Genomic DNA, 16,312 nt, shown 5'->3' with positions numbered 1-16,312 from the left:
GGTTGCGGGGGCCTCAGCCCGAGATTCGACGGCGCGGAGATCAGGGCGATCACAGGGTCGCCCTCCCCCGTGCCGTCGTGTCCCGTGCGGTAGTTCGACGTCACGCGTCGATCGACTCCCGGGAGAGCTGGTCGGACGAGTCGATGATGAACTCGCGACGGGGCGCGACCTCGTTGCCCATCAGCAGTTCGAACACCCGGCCTGCGGCCTCGGCATCCTCCATACGCACGCGCCGCAGCAGTCGCCCGCCTCGGTCCATCGTCGTGTTGGCCAGTTGATCGGCATCCATCTCGCCGAGTCCCTTGTACCGCTGGATCGGCTCATGCCAGCGCTTGTTCGCCTTGCGGAGCTTCGCGAGCAGGTTGTGCAGCTCCTGCTCGGTATAGGTGTAGATGGTCTCGTTCGGCTTGGACCCGGGATTCATCACGATGACCCGGTGCAGCGGAGGCACCGCGGCGAAAACTCGTCCCTCCTCGATCAGCGGACGCATGTAGCGGAAGAACAGAGTGAGCAGCAGCGTGCGGATGTGCGCGCCGTCGACGTCGGCGTCGCTCATCAGGATGATCTTGCCGTAGCGCGCCGCGGAGATGTCGAAGGTGCGACCGGAGCCGGCCCCGATGACCTGGATGATCGACGCGCACTCCGCGTTGGAGAGCATGTCGCCGATCGATGCACGCTGCACATTGAGGATCTTGCCGCGGATCGGCAGCAGTGCCTGAATCTCGCTGTCGCGGGCACGACGGGCGGTCCCCAGTGCGGAATCGCCCTCGACGATGAACAGCTCGCTGCGCGAGACGTCGCTGGATCGGCAGTCCACGAGCTTCGCCGGAAGCGATGATGACTCCAGGGCGTTCTTGCGACGCTGCGTCTCCTTGTGCGCGCGTGCGGAGACGCGCGCCTTCATCTCGGCGACGACCTTGTCCAGCAGCTGGCTGGCCTGGTTCTTGTCATCGCGTTTCGTCGAGGTGAACCGTGCGCCGAGCTCTTTGCGGAGCACCTGCGCCACGACCTGGCGTACGGCCGGTGTGCCGAGCACCTCCTTGGTCTGGCCCTCGAACTGCGGTTCGGGCACCTCGACCGTGAGCACGGCCGTGAGACCCGCGAGCACATCGTCCTTCTCGACCTTGTCGTTACCGACCTTGAGCCTGCGCGCGTTCTGTTCGACCTGGGAGCGCAGCACCTTCAGCAGCTCCTGCTCGAATCCCTGCTGGTGCGTGCCGCCCTTGGGCGTCGCGATGATGTTCACGAATGATCTTGTGACCGTCTCGTAACCTGTGCCCCACCGCATCGCGATGTCGACCCGGCACTCGCGCTCGACCTCCTGCGAGGTCATGTGGCCGTTCGCCTGCAGAACGGGAACCGTCTCCTTGAACGTTCCGGTGCCCTGAATGCGCCAGGTGTCGGTGATCGGTGCATCCACGGCGAGGTAGTCGACGAACTCCGCGATGCCGCCGTCGTAGCGGTACGAGACCTCCACCGATTCCGTCGCCGAGGTCGGCGACTCGGTTGCTGAGCCTGTCGAAGCACGATCGTCGCGGACGACGATCTCGAGCCCCGGCACGAGGAACGCTGTCTGACGTGCGCGGTTCTCGAGCTCCGCGAGCTGGAACGCAGCATCCTTCGTGAATATCTGACGATCGGCCCAGTACCGCACACGCGTTCCGGTGACACCCCGCGGGGCCTTGCCTGCGACTCTGAGCTCGCTGCTCTTCTCGAACGGGGAGAACGGTGCATCCGGTCGCTTCTCGCCCGAATCCTTGAAGTTGCCCGGCTCCCCGCGGTGGAACGACATCGCATAGGTCTTGCCCCCGCGGTCGACTTCGACGTCGAGCCGTTCGGAGAGCGCGTTCACGACGGACGCGCCTACTCCGTGCAGACCACCGGATGCCGCATACGAGCCGCCGCCGAACTTTCCGCCGGCGTGGAGCTTGGTGTAGACGACCTCGACCCCGGTCAGACCCGTGCGCGGCTCGATGTCGACGGGGATGCCGCGGCCGCGGTCGTGCACCTCGACACTGCCGTCCGCATGCAGGATCACGTCGATGCGTGTGCCATTGCCGCCGACGGCCTCATCGACAGAGTTGTCGATGATCTCCCACAGGCAGTGCATGAGCCCTGGAGACCCGTTCGATCCGATGTACATGCCGGGGCGCTTGCGAACCGCCTCAAGGCCTTCGAGAACCTGAAGATGATGGGCGGAATACTCAGCGGTCACAATCCTCGAGTCTATTCGCGACCACGTTCGATGCTCTGCAGACACTCCCCTGGCGACGCATCCTCGCGACTCCGGCGTACGCGCTGAGCGAAACACGCCGTCCATCGGGCATGACTATCAGCCAGCCGTGGTTGTATTGAGGACATTCCCACTGGAGATGCCGATACCCGAGGAGGCACCGAGATGAACGCTACAACCGAACGTGAGACCTCCACCGTCGAGTACCGTCTGACCGCGATGGACCGCTGCGACTCATGTGGCGCGCAGGCCTACATCGCAGCCGAGGTCAACGGCTCCGAACTGCTCTTCTGCGCCCACCACGGCCGCAAGTACGAAGAGAAGCTCCGCGACGTCGCGACGTCATGGCACGATGAGACCGCTCGTCTCGTCGACGCTGTGTGACACAGTCCGTCGCCTGACTGATTCGTCAGTCCACGATCACCCGCCGCACCGCTGAGGTGAGGCGGGTGATGATCTCTTCGCCTACGGTGTCGATGCGCTCGGCCAGTGTCGTCGCATCCGATTCGCCCTGTTCTCCCGGTCCGAACACGGTCACCGTGTCACCGACGCGGGCGCCGCTCCAGTTTCGGACCAGCGTGCTCGTCGCGTCGATCCGCGCGATCTCTCGCAGGCCTCCCGGGGTTCCGACGCTCGCGCCCACGAGGTTCGAGGGAAGTCCGTGGAACGCGCCGAGCCCGATGACGACTTCACTCGCGCGCTCCTCGATGACCCGAGCGCGCAACGCTGCGATCGGCGTGACACCGGGGATCTCAGGTCCGTCCGCCGAGCGGATGCCGTAGCAGAACGCACCGATCCGGCACACCGTGCCGCGCAACTCCGGGCGCCACCAGGATGCCGCCGAGGCGGTCAGGTGCAACGACCGCGGCGCGGCGCCCATGGCTCGCACCACCTCGACGGCGTCACGGAACGCGCGTGCGGACTCGTCGTCTTCCGCGTCACTCGCTTCGGCGAGATGACTCCACACGCCGACCACTTCGATCAGGCCCGCCCGCTGCGCGGCCATCGCATCCGCGACAACCCGGGGCCAGTCCTCCGGCCGGATGCCGTTGCGGTGCAGCCCGGTGTCGATCTTCAGATGCACCCGCGCGGTGAGCCCGACGCGGCCGGCGACGTCGGTCACCCGTCTCAGATATTCGGCGGCTCCGACGCCCACCTGGATCCGGGCTCGCAATGCACGTTCGATCTCGTCGTCGCTCGAATCGGCCCAGGCGAACACCGTGGCGTGCTCTGCCTGCGCGCGGATGCGCAAAGAAGTGTGCACGTCGTAGCCGCCGAACAATTCGACGGGTCGCGTCGCATCTGTCGCAGCGGAGGCGGCCCACTCCACGCCGTGACCATATGCGTCGTCCTTCATCGCCAGCATGAGCTGTGCGGGGCCGATCCGCTCCTGCACCGCGGCGAGGTTCTGCTGGAAGCGCGTGCGTGAGATCTCGAGCGAGGGCGTCATCAAGGCGTCCATTCGCGCACCGCCTTGGAGCCTGCGACGGTGATGAGCTCGGTGATGCCGAGCCCCGTGATGTCCGCCCATTCCGTCAGGGCATCGCGGACGACACCCGTGCCACCGAAGTAGACGACGTCCGCACCCACGACGTCGCCTGCCGCCGCGTCCTCGAGGTCGACGACGCATACGTCCATCGCCACTCGTCCGACGATCGGTCGCAGTACGCCGTCGACTTCGACGTGAGCCGAGCTGCCGAGCGCGCGGACGATTCCCTGCGCGTACCCGCCGGTCACCAGTGCCACGGTCGTATCGACAGCGGCGCGATGGCGGTAGCCGTACGAGACCGCTTCACCGGCCCGCAGCGGCTTGGTCGAGACGATCCGGCCCACGAGCCGCATCGCCGGTACGGTCCGGGCGCCGGGAAGGCCGTAGAGGAGGCCGCTGTCGATGTTCGCCTCTCCGGTCGTCACAGCGCGCACGCCCAGTGCGTGCACGAGGTCGGCGACGTGCGCATCGTCGACCAGGACCGCTTGCACTCCGGCGTCGCGAACCACCGCGGCGACTTCGAGCACGCCGTGTCCGAGCGCGTCGCCTCGAAGGTCGGCCAGCTCGCCGCCGAGCGCGACGGCCTCGCGGGCGCCCTCACGCAACGCTCCCGCCGAGACGAGTGCGCGCGGCAGGCTCCCGGTCTGGGTCACCGCCTGCTGGCCTCGATCACCGGAAGATGCCTCGCTCGGCTGCCGGTGCGGATGCCGGTGGCGCTCACGCGGGTCTCGTAGAGTCCCGGCGTCCAGTTTCCCTCGATCAGCATCGGACCGTCAGGTCCGACAGCGACGTCCCACCCGATGTACGGCACGGTGGGCACCTCCTGCGCGGCGCGTGTGACGAGGGCGACGACGCGATCCCACATCGGCACCTCGAAGTCGACGATCGACTTGCCCGAATCCGGGTGCGTCTCGTACCGTGACTTGTGCTTGCCGGTGTGGCCCGGTCCGAAGGACTTGCCGTTCTCGTCGATCATCGTGAAGAAGCCGCCCCAGGTGAACTGATCGCTCACTGCGCCTCGGCCGAATTTCTGCGCTGCCATCAGCACGTGCACCTTCGAGCCGTCGAAGAACGTCGCCACGCGGGTGGTGTTGACGGTTCCTTCGCAGTACTCATTGAGATACGGATGCTGCTCGATGCGCTGCTCGATGAGCCGCTGACCCTTGTCACGCAGCTCGTCGCGGAACGCGTTCCAGTCAGTGATCTCCGCTGCGTCGTACCGGAAGACGCCCTTGCCCTCGCGGCCTACAGGCGTCTTGGCGATGAAGATCGGGTTCTTCTCAGCGAACGCGCGCAGACCCTCAGCATCCACCTCATCGAGGTCGAGCCAGTCGCGGCCGAGGTACTCGGCGAAGCGGCGGTTGAAGGTGATCTTGTTCTCGAACTGCAGCACGTCGGTGCGGTCGTTGACCGCCTGGGCCAGATGATGCTGGATCAACGAGGTCATGAAGGTCTTGCGCTCGCTCTTGGTCAGCAGCGCGAAGTCGGCCTCGTAGTAGTCGATGTATGCCGTGTCGTGCAATGCCGCCCAGACGAGCATGTCGACGAACACCTTCGGTGCCCACTTGCCCTGCTCCTTGGCGATCTGGGACGCGAACCCCCACACCCGACGCGGATCGAACGAGGTGAGGCGCCTCAGAAGGTACTTCAGGCGCGCAGCGGGTGCGACGTCTCGAGACAAGGGCAAAGACCTTTCGGCGGGGGCATGTCAGAACGTCTCATGCTACTCGCTCCGCCTGCCCGGATCCGCTGAGATCTGCGTGTTAGCCTGGGTCGGTGGATCAGAAGCGGTTGCGCATCCGGTACCTTTTCGACCGGGCTCGGCGGCTCAATCCGACCCAGCTGTTCGAATTGGCGCACCAGGTGAAGAAGGTGTCGAAGGCACCTCTCCCCGTCATCGTCGGCGACATGCTGTGGTGCTCCGTGCGCTACGAGATGGGCTTCCGCGACTACGTCGTGTGGGACATCCGCATCCTCAACGCACGCGAGCGGGCGACGTGGATGACGCACCCCAAGGCGTTCCGCCTCAATCGCACCCTCAACGGGCCGGATTCCAAGATCATCCTCGGCGACAAGATACGCTTCCTCACCGACTTCGCCGATCTCACCGGCCGCGAGTGGATCGATGCGGCTGCGGCCGGCGACGACGAACTGCGTGCCTTCATCGACCGGCACCCTCGTGTGATCGCCAAGCCGGCCGCTGGTGAGGGCGGCGCGGGCATCGGCATCTACGAGACCGCGGAGGTGTCAGACGTCGCAGCGTGGCGGGCGCTGCTGGTCGAGCGCGACCAGACCCTGCTCGAAGAGGTGCTGACCCAGCACGACGATCTGAATGCCCTCTACCCCGACAGCGTGAACACCGTGCGGATGATCACCTACCGCGACCCGGCGGGCGAGCTGCACGTGATCGCATCCGTGCTGCGCATCGGCAATGGCGCCGTGATCGACAACTTCGCCTCCGGCGGCATGTTCACCATGCTCGACGACGACGGCGTCGCCCTCTATCCTGGCGTCGACAAGCAGTCGAACATCTACCAGCGGCATCCGGCCACCGGAACGACCATCACGGGTCTGCAGGTGCCGTTCTACCCAGAGGTCGTGGCGATGATCGCCGAGGCCGCGAAGCGGCTGCCGACGGTGCCGTACGTCGGCTGGGACATCGCGATCACGCCCGACGGGCCCGCACTCATCGAGGCGAACCACAACTCGAGCGTCTTCCAGATGAAGCCTTCGGCCTCTGGCATCCGCACCGGCCTGCTGTACCGCTACCGCGACGCGATCGGCGCGGACGTGGTCGACAACAAGCGCTGAGCGATCGCATCCCCACGGGTCGCTGAGCGAGCGGTGTACTGAGCGAGCGAAGCGAGTCGAGGTGACGAAACGCGTTGAGCGAGCCGCAGGCGAGTCGCAACGTACCCCGACTCGGATCAGCTGCGACGGTTCCGCACCGTGTCGATCGCAACCCTCAGCTCCGGAACGCGGAACAGGAACAACAGCAGCAGGTACACCGCGCCAGCTACGGCAGCGATCACGACAGCGCCGAGCGCTCCCCAGAGCTTGTCCTGGAGCATCCAGCCGTCCGCTCCCCCACTCAGCAGGTACGCCCCGTAGCCGGCGGCACCCGCGGGAATCGCCATAAGAGCGAAGCGGACAAGCGCCCTCCACGTACTGCCGAGTCCGAGCGGACCGATCTTACGACGAAGCAGGATCGTCGCAAGCACTGTCTGCACGATCCCAGAACACGCTTGAACCAGCGCAACTGCCGCGGCCCGCCATTCAACTGGGACCGTGAACGCGACCACGATCGTGAAGATGAGTACCAAAGAGGCCTGCACAACCGTGAAGATGAACGGCGTACGCGCATCGCCGTAGGCGTAGAACGTTCGCTGCACGATGAACAGCACTGCCATCGGCAACAGGCTCACCAGGAAGGCCAGCAGCACGGGAGCAACGGCCAGTGCCGCGTCCGCACTGTTGCTGAACACCCGAGACGCAGGCGCTGCCGCCGCCGCGACCGCCGCAGTCGCGACGAGAATGAACAGCCCGAGGATGCGGATCGACTGCGCGATGTCACCGCGCAGTTCCACGTCGCGCTTGGCAGCGGCGTGCTCGCTGATGCGCGTGAAATAGGGCGTACCGATCGCGAGGATGATCATCGAGTAGGGCACCATGTATACCAGCCAGGCGTTCTGCGAGGCGAACACGGATGCGTGATCTCCGGAAGCCTTTGAGAGCGTCTGCGTCTGCACGATGCCGACGAGCTGACCGATGAGGGTGGTCAGCAAGGTCCACGTCGCCAGCGTGCGCATGTGTCCGAGACCCATGCCCCGCCAGCGGAAATCGAGTCGCAGCGGGATGCCGGCCTTGCGCCAGAAGAAGATCAGCACCACGGTCTGCGCGACGATGCCGAGGGTGGCGGTGCCTGCGAGGACCATCACCATCGTCGAATTCCATGCCGAGATCTCATTGAGGTCAGATCCGAACAGCGTCATGAAGACCAGGAATCCGGCGATCGAGACGACGTTGTTCATGATCGGCGCCCAGGCGTACGGGGCGAACATCTTGCGGGCATTGAGGATCTCGCCGAGCAGCGCGAACATTCCGTAGAAGAACAGTTGCGGGATGCACCAATACGCAAATTGTGTCGCGAGATCAAGCTGTTCCGGCGTGAACCCGGCCGATGCGAACAGCCTCACGAGCAGCGGAGCACAGAAGAACGCGACAACCGTGACGCCCGCGACGAGCACGAACCCGAGGGTGAGCAGCTTCGCCAGGAACGCGTGCCCGCTGTCCTTCTGCGCAGTGGCCCGCACCACCTGAGGCACGATGACGCCGGTGAGGACTCCTGCCGAGATCACCTGGTAGATGCCGTTGGGCAGCGCGTTCGCCGTCGCGAAAGCATCGCCGACCCGACCGAGAGAACCGACCGCTGCAACGAGCACGACTGTGCGCAGCAGCCCGGTGATGCGCGACGTGAGCGTACCCGCCGCGATCATGGCGCTGGCGCGACCGAGTCCCATGCGTGTGGTGATTCCCCTCCGCGACCGTCGTCGGTGATCCGACGTCAGACGGTGCGATCTCAGACGGTGCGGATGATGCCCATCGGGGTGGACTCGCGTCCCTGTCCGAGCGGGTTGTCCTTCAGGATACGCACGAGACGCAGTTCGCCGGCCTTGTCGAGCGTGGATCCCAGGATGTTCCCACCCAGGTCGTTGATGTCCACGACCGCGACATCGGCCTTGCCTCCGATGAGTGCCTTGAGATGCGACGCCACCTGGCGCGGGTTCTTCGGGCCCAGCACGACGGCCTCGTTATACGGCGGAATCGTGTGCGAAGTCGGTCCGTCGATCGCTCGAGCCTTGTCACCGGCGATGCGGTAGAAGTCGCCCTTGCGCCCGAACGCCTTCGTCACCGCTGCGACGGCGGCCGCGAGCAGGATGCGCGGGGTGCCGCACTCCCGCAGCGCCATCTCCATCGTCTCGGGCATGCCGAGACCGATGCCGTACGGCGTGCGGGTGACGTACTTCGACAGGAACAGCGCGAGCTTGCGCGGCTGGATCTCGTCGAGACGGTAGGAGCGTCCCTGCGTGATCGCGACGATCTTCTCTGTGACGAAAAGCAGGTCGCCTGGCTGCACGGCATCCGTCGCGTACTCGGTGACGATCTGGTCGATGTCGTCCTCGGGCATGACCACGCGCGTGCGCAGCGGAATGCGGGCGTACTTCTTGCCGTCGACGCTCGTCTCGAGAGTCTTGCCGCCGTTCGCCCTACCGTCGTTCTCCGTGCCCGCGTTCTCCTGGGTCATTCGAGGTAGTCCCGCAGCGACTGCGAGCGGCTCGGGTGACGCAGCTTGGCCATCGTCTTCGACTCGATCTGGCGGATGCGCTCGCGCGTGACGCCGAACGTGTCGCCGATCTGGTCGAGTGTCTTGGGCTGACCGTCGCCGAGACCGAAGCGCATGCGGATCACTCCTGCCTCGCGCTCGGAGAGCGAGTCGAGCAGCTGCTCGAGCTGACGCTGCAGCATCGTGAAGCCCACGGCGTCGGCCGGGACGACAGCCTCGGTATCCTCGATGAGGTCACCGAACTCGCTGTCGCCGTCCTCGCCGAGGGGTGTGTGCAGCGAGATCGGCTCGCGACCGTACTTCTGCACCTCGACGACCTTCTCAGGCGTCATGTCGAGTTCGCGGCTGAGCTCTTCCGGCGTGGGCTCGCGACCGAGATCCTGCAGCATCTGCCGCTGCACGCGGGCGAGCTTGTTGATGACCTCGACCATGTGCACCGGGATGCGGATCGTGCGGGCCTGATCGGCCATAGCGCGAGTGATCGCCTGACGGATCCACCAGGTGGCGTAGGTCGAGAACTTGAAGCCCTTGGTGTAGTCGAACTTCTCGACCGCACGGATCAGACCCAGGTTTCCCTCCTGGATGAGATCCAGGAACTGCATACCGCGGCCGGTGTAGCGCTTGGCGAGCGAGACGACCAGGCGGAGGTTGGCGCCGAGCAGGTGGCTCTTCGCGCGGTGTCCGTCACGGGCGACCCACTGCAGGTCGAGACCGAGCTGGCCGGTCTTCTCGGCAGCCGTCATGTTCGACAGCTTCTCCTCGGCGAACAGGCCAGCCTCGATGCGCATCGCGAGCTCGACCTCTTCGGCCGCGTTCAGGAGTGCGACCTTGCCGATCTGCTTCAGGTAGTCCTTGACCGGGTCGGCGGTGGCGCCGGTGATCTGCGTCGAGTAGACCGGTACATCGTCTTCGTCCTTGGACGTCAGGACGATGGCACCCGTCGGGAGCGGCTCGGTGAATGCCGGCTTCTTGTCGTCGTCGTCCGCATCGTCGGCGACGAGTCCGTCGGGAGTGTCTTCTTCTACGACGTCGTCGGCCTTCTTACGCCGTACCGGCGCCTTCTTGGCAGCAGGGGCCTTCTTGGCTGCGGGAGCCTTCTGTGCTGCGGGAGCCTTCTTGGCTGCCGGCTTCTTTGCGGCAGGAGTGGTCTCCGGCTCGACGGCGTCGGTCGAAGCAGCCTCGGCTGCGGTCTTCGTCTTCGTCGTCCGGGAGTTCTTGGTCGCGGCAGGAGTCACGTTTCGCCTTTCACGGGGCAGCGCGCCCGCCCCGGGACATTTCGGACACTAGTAAGACCCTTGTCAAGTCATCAGCCTTGCGGCGAATGATTGACAACGGGTCGGATTACCAGTATCGCACACCAATGGGGGTGCGGATGCAACTCGCGCCCCTCGCTCTGCCCTGCCGGTGATCACGCCGCTCAGGTTCGAGGACGCTTGTCCTCGTCACCCGGACGACGAGTCGCCAGATAGCGTTCGAGTTCTGCGGCGAGCTCGTCCGCGCTGGGCAGATCGCGTTCGTCGAAACCGCCCTCGTCGTAGCGATCCATGTCCTCGGGATCACGGCCGGCCATGTATGCGTCGTAGCGATTCTCAAGCGTGTGCACCATCTGTCGCAGCTCGTCGTTTCCTGCGACCTGCTCGTTGACCTTGGTGAGGTACTCCTCGCGGCTCTCTCTCAGATCATCGAGCGCCAGCACGATTCCGGTCGAGCCCATCACGCGGTCAGCCGCAGCGATCACGGCATCCGGATACTCCGTCTCAGCGAGGTAATGGGGCACGAGCAGCACGAAGCCGACGATGCGGTCGCCGCGCTCGGCGAAGCGGTACTCCAGCAGATGGCCGGCTGTCGCGGGCACCTGGGTGCGAGGGCGCCAGACCGAGAGGCTCGCGGTGAGCTCCTTGCGATTCCCGCTGACCGTCGTGCTGATCGGCCTGGTGTGCGGCACCGGCATCGCGATCGAGTGCACCCAGCTGACGCCCGAGACGCCGAACTCCTCGGCCAGGCCGAGAACCCTGTCGCTGAACGCGTTCCACGCGAAGTCGGGCTCGTACCCGGCAAGGAGGAGGAACTGCTGTCCGAGGGTGTCGTGCGCGAGCGACAGCTCGAGCCTCGACGGACGGAACTCCGTGAGGTGGTCCTGCTCGAACACGACGATCGGACGACGCGCCCGGTAATCGAGCAGCAGATCGTTGTCGAAGACCATCACTGGCTGCGGATCGGACACGTCCCGCAGATGATCGATGAGCCCGGAAACGGCGTTACCGGCATCCGTGAATCCGGTGAGCAGGATCACGAGGGGCAGCCCCTGAGGGACGGCAGGGGCGTTGGCGACGCGTTCGTACAGCTCTCCGGAGACGGGCATGCTTCCATGCTACGAGGAGCGGATGGTGCCAGGGGCGGCGGAGTCATGCTCACAGCGAACAGAATCGAGGAGCGGCTGTCGCGTCGAGCCTAGGATGGGACCATGACGCTTCCTGCGCTCTCGCACACCGTTGACCGATTCCCCGGGAGCGCTGCCGACGCTGCAGTGCTCGTCGTTCCGGACACCGCGGCGTTCCCGGAAGCGCTGGAGGACTATCCGGGCCTGGCTGAGGTGCTCGCCGCGATCGGCTTCACCGGATCGGCTGCGGCGTTCGCCCGCATTCATCTTCCTGCGCTGACGTCGCTTCCGTTGGCCGTCGTCGGCGCCGGAAGCACCCCTGACGGGGCTGCGGTGCGCGATGCCGCCGGGGCTGCGCTTCGCACGCTGACCGGATTCGATCACGTCGCCCTCGGCCTCGCGGGCGATCTCGATCAGTTCTCCGCCGAAGCGGCCGAGGGCGCCGTCTTCGGCGGCTACCGCTTCGAGGGGTATCGCGCCAAGCCCGGCAAGTCGCGTGCGGGCGAAGTCATTGTGCACAGTGCGTCGCTCTCGGATGAGGACGTCTCCCGAGCCCGGATCCTCGGGGACGCGCTCGCGCTCGTGAAGGACCTCGTCTCGGTGCCCGCCGAGTGGCAGAGCCCTGCAGAGCTCGCGCAGAGCGCGGTCGACGCCGTCGCAGATCTCGATGTCACGGTCGACGTGCTCGACGAGAAGGCTCTCGCCGAGCAGGGCTTCGGTGGAGTGCTCGGCGTCGCTCAGGGCTCTGATCGGCCGCCACGTGTCGTCCGCCTCGACTATGCACCAGCCGACGCCACAGGTCACATCGCCCTCGTCGGGAAGGGGATCACGTTCGACACCGGCGGGCTCTCGCTGAAGCCCGCGGCATCCATGGTCGGCATGAAGTTCGACATGGCGGGGTCGGCCACCGTGCTCGCCGCACTGCGCGCGATCGCGACGCTGAAGCTGCCCATGCGCGTCACCGCATGGATGTGCATCACCGACAACATGCCCTCCGGAAAGGCGACGCGCCCTGGAGACGTGCTCAGGATGCTGGACGGCACGACCGTCGAGGTACTGAACACGGATGCCGAGGGGCGCCTCGTGCTGGCCGACGGCCTCGTCGCCGCGAGCCGCGAGCATCCTGATGTGATCTTCGACGTCGCGACGCTCACCGGCGCCGTGCTCGTGGCGCTCGGCCACCGGCACACCGGTGTCATGGGCGATGACGAGGCGGTGGCCGAGTACCTGACGGTGTCGGAGCAGGCGGGCGAGCTCGCCTGGCCGCTGCCGCTGCCCGAGTACATGCAGGACTCGCTCGACTCCCCCATCGCCGACATGATCAACGCCAATATGAGCGACCGCGCCGGTGGCACCATGTTCGCAGGACTCTTCCTGCAGCGGTTCATCGGCCGCACCAGCGACGAGGACGATGCGCCGCGCATCCCCTGGGTGCATCTGGACGTCGCCGGCTCCGCCGAGCACGCCAGCTCACCGTACGGATTCACAGACAAGGGCCCGACGGGTGCGACGGTGCGTTCGCTCGTCGCGTTCGCCGAGGCACGCGCACAGGAGGCATGATGACCACGCACACGTTCGACATCGTCGTACTCGGTGGCGGCAGCGGCGGCTATGCCGCGGCGCTGCGCGCTGCTGAACTGGGCAAGACCGTCGCGCTGATCGAGAAGGACAAGGTCGGCGGGACCTGCCTGCATCGCGGATGCATCCCGACCAAGGCGCTGCTGCACGCCGCCGAGGTCGCAGAGCATGTGCGCGATGCGGCATCCGTCGGAGTCTCCGCGACGTTCGAAGGTGTCGATGCGGCCGGGGTGCGCACCTACCGCGAGAACATCGTCGCCAAGAAGTTCAAGGGGCTCGAGGGCCTCATCAAGGCCAGGGGCATCACCACGGTCGCGGGCTTCGGACGGCTGAACGCCGACCGCAGTGTGAGCGTCGGCGATGACGTCTACGTCGGTGCGGACGTGGTGCTCGCCACCGGTTCGTACAGCCGCTCGCTGCCGGGACTCGACATCGGCGGCCGCGTCATCACCAGTGAGCAGGCACTCGCACTCGACGTCATCCCCGAGCGCGTACTCGTGCTCGGCGGCGGCGTCATCGGCGTCGAGTTCGCGAGCGTGTGGCGCTCGTTCGGCGCCGAGGTGACGATCATCGAGGCGCTGGAGCATCTGGTCCCGAACGAGGACATCGCCATGAGCAAGGGTCTCGAGCGCGCGTTCCGACGCCGCGGTATCGCGTACTCGCTCGGCACCCGATTCCAGACGGCGACGCAGGATGACCAGGGCGTCACCGTCACACTGGAGGACGGCAAGACGTTCACCGGCGACTATCTGCTGGTCGCCGTCGGACGCGGTCCCGTCACGGCCGATCTCGGCTTCGAGGAAGCCGGTGTCACACTCGATCGCGGCTTCGTGACGGTCGACGAGGAACTGCGCACGGGCGTCGCCGGTCTCTGGGCGGTGGGCGACATCGTCCCCGGTCTGCAACTCGCGCACCGCGGCTTCATGCAGGGCATCGACGTCGCGGAGCGGATCGCCGGCCTCTCGCCCGCTTCGATCCCCGAATCCCAGATTCCCAAGATCACGTACTGCAACCCGGAGGTCGCGTCCGTCGGCGTGGCCGAGCAGGCCGCGATCACCGCGCACGGTGCGGATGCCGTCGTCTCGTACGAGTACAACCTGGCGGGCAACGGCAAGAGCGAGATCATCGGCACCGCCGGGCTCGTGAAGGTCGTGCGGCTGAAGGACGGACCGGTGATCGGTGTGCATCTGCTCGGCGATCGAGTCGGCGAGCTCATCACAGAGGGTCAGCTCGCCGTCGCCTGGGAGGCCCACCCCGAAGACATCGCCCCGCTCATCCATGCGCATCCGACGCAGAGCGAGGCCCTGGGCGAGGCATTCCTCGCCCTCGCCGGAAAACCACTGCACGCCCTCTGAACACCAACCGGTGTCAGGGTCACTAAGCTGAACATGTCACAAACATTCTTGAAGGAGACTCCGTCATGAGCACATCCGTGGTCCTCCCCGCTCTCGGTGAGAGCGTCACAGAGGGTACGGTCACCCGCTGGCTGAAGCAGGTGGGAGACACCGTACAGGCGGACGAAGGCCTGCTCGAGATCTCGACCGACAAGGTCGACACCGAGATCCCTTCGCCCGTCGCAGGCGTGATCGAGGAGATCCTGGTCGCCGAGGACGAGACCGTCGAGGTCGGCGCTCTGCTCGCCAGGATCGGCGACGGCAGCGCTTCGGCACCGGCTGCGGATGCCCCCGAGGCCGCCGCACCTGAGGAGGCAGAAGCCTCTCCCGCAGAGGCCGCACCTGCGGCAGAGGCCGCGCCCGCCGCAGAAGCAGCGCCTGCCGCGGAAGCAGCGCCCGCCGCAGAAGCAGCGCCTGCCGCCGAAGCAGCACCTGCCGCTTCCTCCGACGCCACGGACATCGTGCTCCCTGAGCTCGGCGAGAGCGTCACCGAAGGCACCGTCACCCGCTGGCTGAAGCAGGTCGGCGACGAGATCGCCGTCGACGAGGCTCTGCTGGAGATCTCGACCGACAAGGTCGACACCGAGATCCCCTCCCCGGTCGCCGGCGTGCTGCAGGAGATCCTCGCGGCCGAAGACGAGACCATCGCCGTAGGCAGCGTGCTCGCACGCGTCGGTTCCGGCGCGCCTTCGGCAGCGCCCGCTGCTGAGGCTCCGGCTGCTCCTGCACCGCAGGCCGCACCGGCTGCCGAGGCTCCCGCACCGGCTACGCCGGCACCGGCTGCCGAGGCTCCCGCACCGGCTACGCCGGCACCGGCTGCCGAGGCTCCCGCCGCTCCGGCACCGGCAGAAGCTGCGCCCGCACCTGCCCCTGAGGCAGCACCCGCCGCCGCATCGGCTCCGTCTGCCCCCCCGGCTCAGGCCCCGGCTCAGGCCCCGGCATCCGCCGAGTCGGCGCCGGCCTCGACCGACGGTGACAACGTCTACGTCACCCCGCTCGTGCGCCGTCTCGCGTCACAGCAGGGTGTGGACCTTTCGAGCGTCAAGGGCTCCGGCGTGGGAGGACGAATCCGCAAGGAGGATGTCCTCAAGGCCGCAGAATCCAAGCCGGCCGCCCCCGCGGCTGCCGCCGCTGCAGCGCCCGCAGCCGCACCGCTCGAAGTGTCGCCCCTGCGCGGCACCACGCAGCCGATGTCGCGCCTGCGCAAGGTCGTCGCCAAGCGTGCGGTCGAGTCGATGCAGCAGACGGCTCAGCTCACCACGGTCGTCGAGGTCGATGTGACGAACGTCGCGAACTACCGCGACAGTGTCAAGGCGGAGTTCAACCAGAAGACGGGCGACAAGCTCTCCTTCCTGCCGTTCTTCGCGTTGGCCGCAGCCGAAGCGCTGCAGGCGTTCCCGATCATCAACGCGACGGTCGACGGTGAGAGCATCGTCTACCCCGACACCGAGAACGTCTCGATCGCCGTCGACACGGAGCGTGGACTGCTCACCCCCGTGCTGCGCGACGCCGCGACGAAGAACCTCGCGCAGATCGCGCACGAGATCGCTGATCTGGCTGCACGTTCTCGCGACAACAAGCTGAAGCCCGACGAGCTCGCCGGCGGCACCTTCACGCTGACCAACACCGGTTCTCGTGGAGCGCTGTTCGACACGCCTGTCGTGTTCCTGCCGCAGTCCGCCATCCTCGGCACCGGAACGGTCGTCAAGCGCCCAGGGCTGGTCAAGGTCGACGGCATCGACGCGATCGCCGTCCGTTCGTACGTCTATCTCGCACTGTCGTACGATCACCGCATCATCGACGGAGCGGATGCTGCTCGCTTCCTCGGAGCGATCAAGACCCGCCTCGAGGGCGCGGACTTCGCAGCGAACCTCGGCGCCTGAGCACCGCTCGC

Annotated in this window: 13 protein-coding genes; 5 read left to right on the top strand and 8 right to left on the bottom strand. The window is 66.5% G+C overall.

The annotated features are described in order from the left end of the window. Positions 1 to 100: 100 nt before the first annotated feature. Complete coding sequence (locus tag J1M43_RS08345) at positions 101 to 2,215, bottom strand: type IIA DNA topoisomerase subunit B (RefSeq protein ID WP_374058519.1); 2,115 nt, start codon at positions 2,213 to 2,215, stop codon at positions 101 to 103. A gap of 183 nt (positions 2,216 to 2,398) precedes the next feature. Here J1M43_RS08345 and J1M43_RS08340 point away from each other — a divergent pair, with 183 nt between their 5' ends. Continuing rightward, the gene (locus tag J1M43_RS08340) at positions 2,399 to 2,617 is read left to right on the top strand and encodes a hypothetical protein (protein WP_033107139.1); all 219 of its coding nucleotides are present in this window, start codon (positions 2,399 to 2,401) and stop codon (positions 2,615 to 2,617) included. A gap of 25 nt (positions 2,618 to 2,642) precedes the next feature. On the opposite strand, the gene J1M43_RS08335 is transcribed toward J1M43_RS08340, so the two are convergent. The 3 genes from J1M43_RS08335 to J1M43_RS08325 are packed head-to-tail and all read right to left on the bottom strand — an operon-like array spanning position 2,643 to position 5,403. Then, positions 2,643 to 3,683, bottom strand: coding sequence for an alanine racemase (locus J1M43_RS08335; protein ID WP_241245208.1), 1,041 nt, complete (start codon positions 3,681 to 3,683; stop codon positions 2,643 to 2,645). Next, entirely contained in the window at positions 3,683 to 4,375 is a 693-nt protein-coding gene (locus J1M43_RS08330) for an alanine racemase C-terminal domain-containing protein (RefSeq protein WP_234000267.1), read from the bottom strand. The genes J1M43_RS08335 and J1M43_RS08330 overlap by 1 nt, the downstream gene beginning before the upstream one ends. After that, positions 4,372 to 5,403, bottom strand: coding sequence for a sugar-transfer associated ATP-grasp domain-containing protein (locus J1M43_RS08325; RefSeq protein WP_033107141.1), 1,032 nt, complete (start codon positions 5,401 to 5,403; stop codon positions 4,372 to 4,374). Before J1M43_RS08325 ends, J1M43_RS08330 begins: the two co-directional genes overlap by 4 nt. Before the next feature lie 95 nt (positions 5,404 to 5,498). Here J1M43_RS08325 and J1M43_RS08320 point away from each other — a divergent pair, with 95 nt between their 5' ends. Then, a complete protein-coding gene (locus J1M43_RS08320; RefSeq protein WP_206476457.1) occupies positions 5,499 to 6,533 on the top strand; it encodes a sugar-transfer associated ATP-grasp domain-containing protein in 1,035 nt (344 codons plus the stop codon). Positions 6,534 to 6,649: 116 nt separating this feature from the next. Here J1M43_RS08320 and murJ read toward each other — a convergent pair whose 3' ends face one another. The 4 genes from murJ to J1M43_RS08300 all read right to left on the bottom strand — a co-directional run bounded on the left by murJ (position 6,650) and on the right by J1M43_RS08300 (position 11,428). Then, on the bottom strand, positions 6,650 to 8,242 hold the full coding sequence (gene murJ, locus J1M43_RS08315) for a murein biosynthesis integral membrane protein MurJ (protein WP_033107143.1): 1,593 nt from the start codon (positions 8,240 to 8,242) through the stop codon (positions 6,650 to 6,652). 59 nt (positions 8,243 to 8,301) lie between these two features. After that, complete coding sequence (locus J1M43_RS08310; protein WP_206476456.1) at positions 8,302 to 9,027, bottom strand: coenzyme F420-0:L-glutamate ligase; 726 nt, start codon at positions 9,025 to 9,027, stop codon at positions 8,302 to 8,304. Then, the gene (locus tag J1M43_RS08305) at positions 9,024 to 10,301 is read right to left on the bottom strand and encodes an RNA polymerase sigma factor (RefSeq protein WP_206476455.1); all 1,278 of its coding nucleotides are present in this window, start codon (positions 10,299 to 10,301) and stop codon (positions 9,024 to 9,026) included. Before J1M43_RS08305 ends, J1M43_RS08310 begins: the two co-directional genes overlap by 4 nt. Before the next feature lie 182 nt (positions 10,302 to 10,483). Further along, positions 10,484 to 11,428: a proteasome assembly chaperone family protein gene (locus J1M43_RS08300; protein ID WP_206476454.1), complete on the bottom strand. Its 945-nt coding sequence runs from the start codon at positions 11,426 to 11,428 to the stop codon at positions 10,484 to 10,486. 102 nt (positions 11,429 to 11,530) lie between these two features. Between J1M43_RS08300 and J1M43_RS08295 the strand changes: the two genes are divergently transcribed. From J1M43_RS08295 to sucB, 3 genes are all read left to right on the top strand, one after another. Continuing rightward, positions 11,531 to 13,006, top strand: coding sequence for a leucyl aminopeptidase (locus J1M43_RS08295; protein ID WP_033107147.1), 1,476 nt, complete (start codon positions 11,531 to 11,533; stop codon positions 13,004 to 13,006). Beyond that, positions 13,006 to 14,379: a dihydrolipoyl dehydrogenase gene (lpdA, locus tag J1M43_RS08290; protein WP_206476453.1), complete on the top strand. Its 1,374-nt coding sequence runs from the start codon at positions 13,006 to 13,008 to the stop codon at positions 14,377 to 14,379. Before J1M43_RS08295 ends, lpdA begins: the two co-directional genes overlap by 1 nt. A 65-nt stretch (positions 14,380 to 14,444) precedes the next feature. Further along, entirely contained in the window at positions 14,445 to 16,301 is a 1,857-nt protein-coding gene (gene sucB, locus J1M43_RS08285; protein WP_206476452.1) for a 2-oxoglutarate dehydrogenase, E2 component, dihydrolipoamide succinyltransferase, read from the top strand. Positions 16,302 to 16,312 lie beyond the last annotated feature (11 nt).

The organism is Microbacterium sp. KRD172 (assembly GCF_017168295.1).
Lineage (GTDB): Bacteria > Actinomycetota > Actinomycetes > Actinomycetales > Microbacteriaceae > Microbacterium > Microbacterium profundi.
Note: the sequence above shows the minus strand (reverse complement) of the source record. Positions and strands in the feature narration are given on the sequence as shown.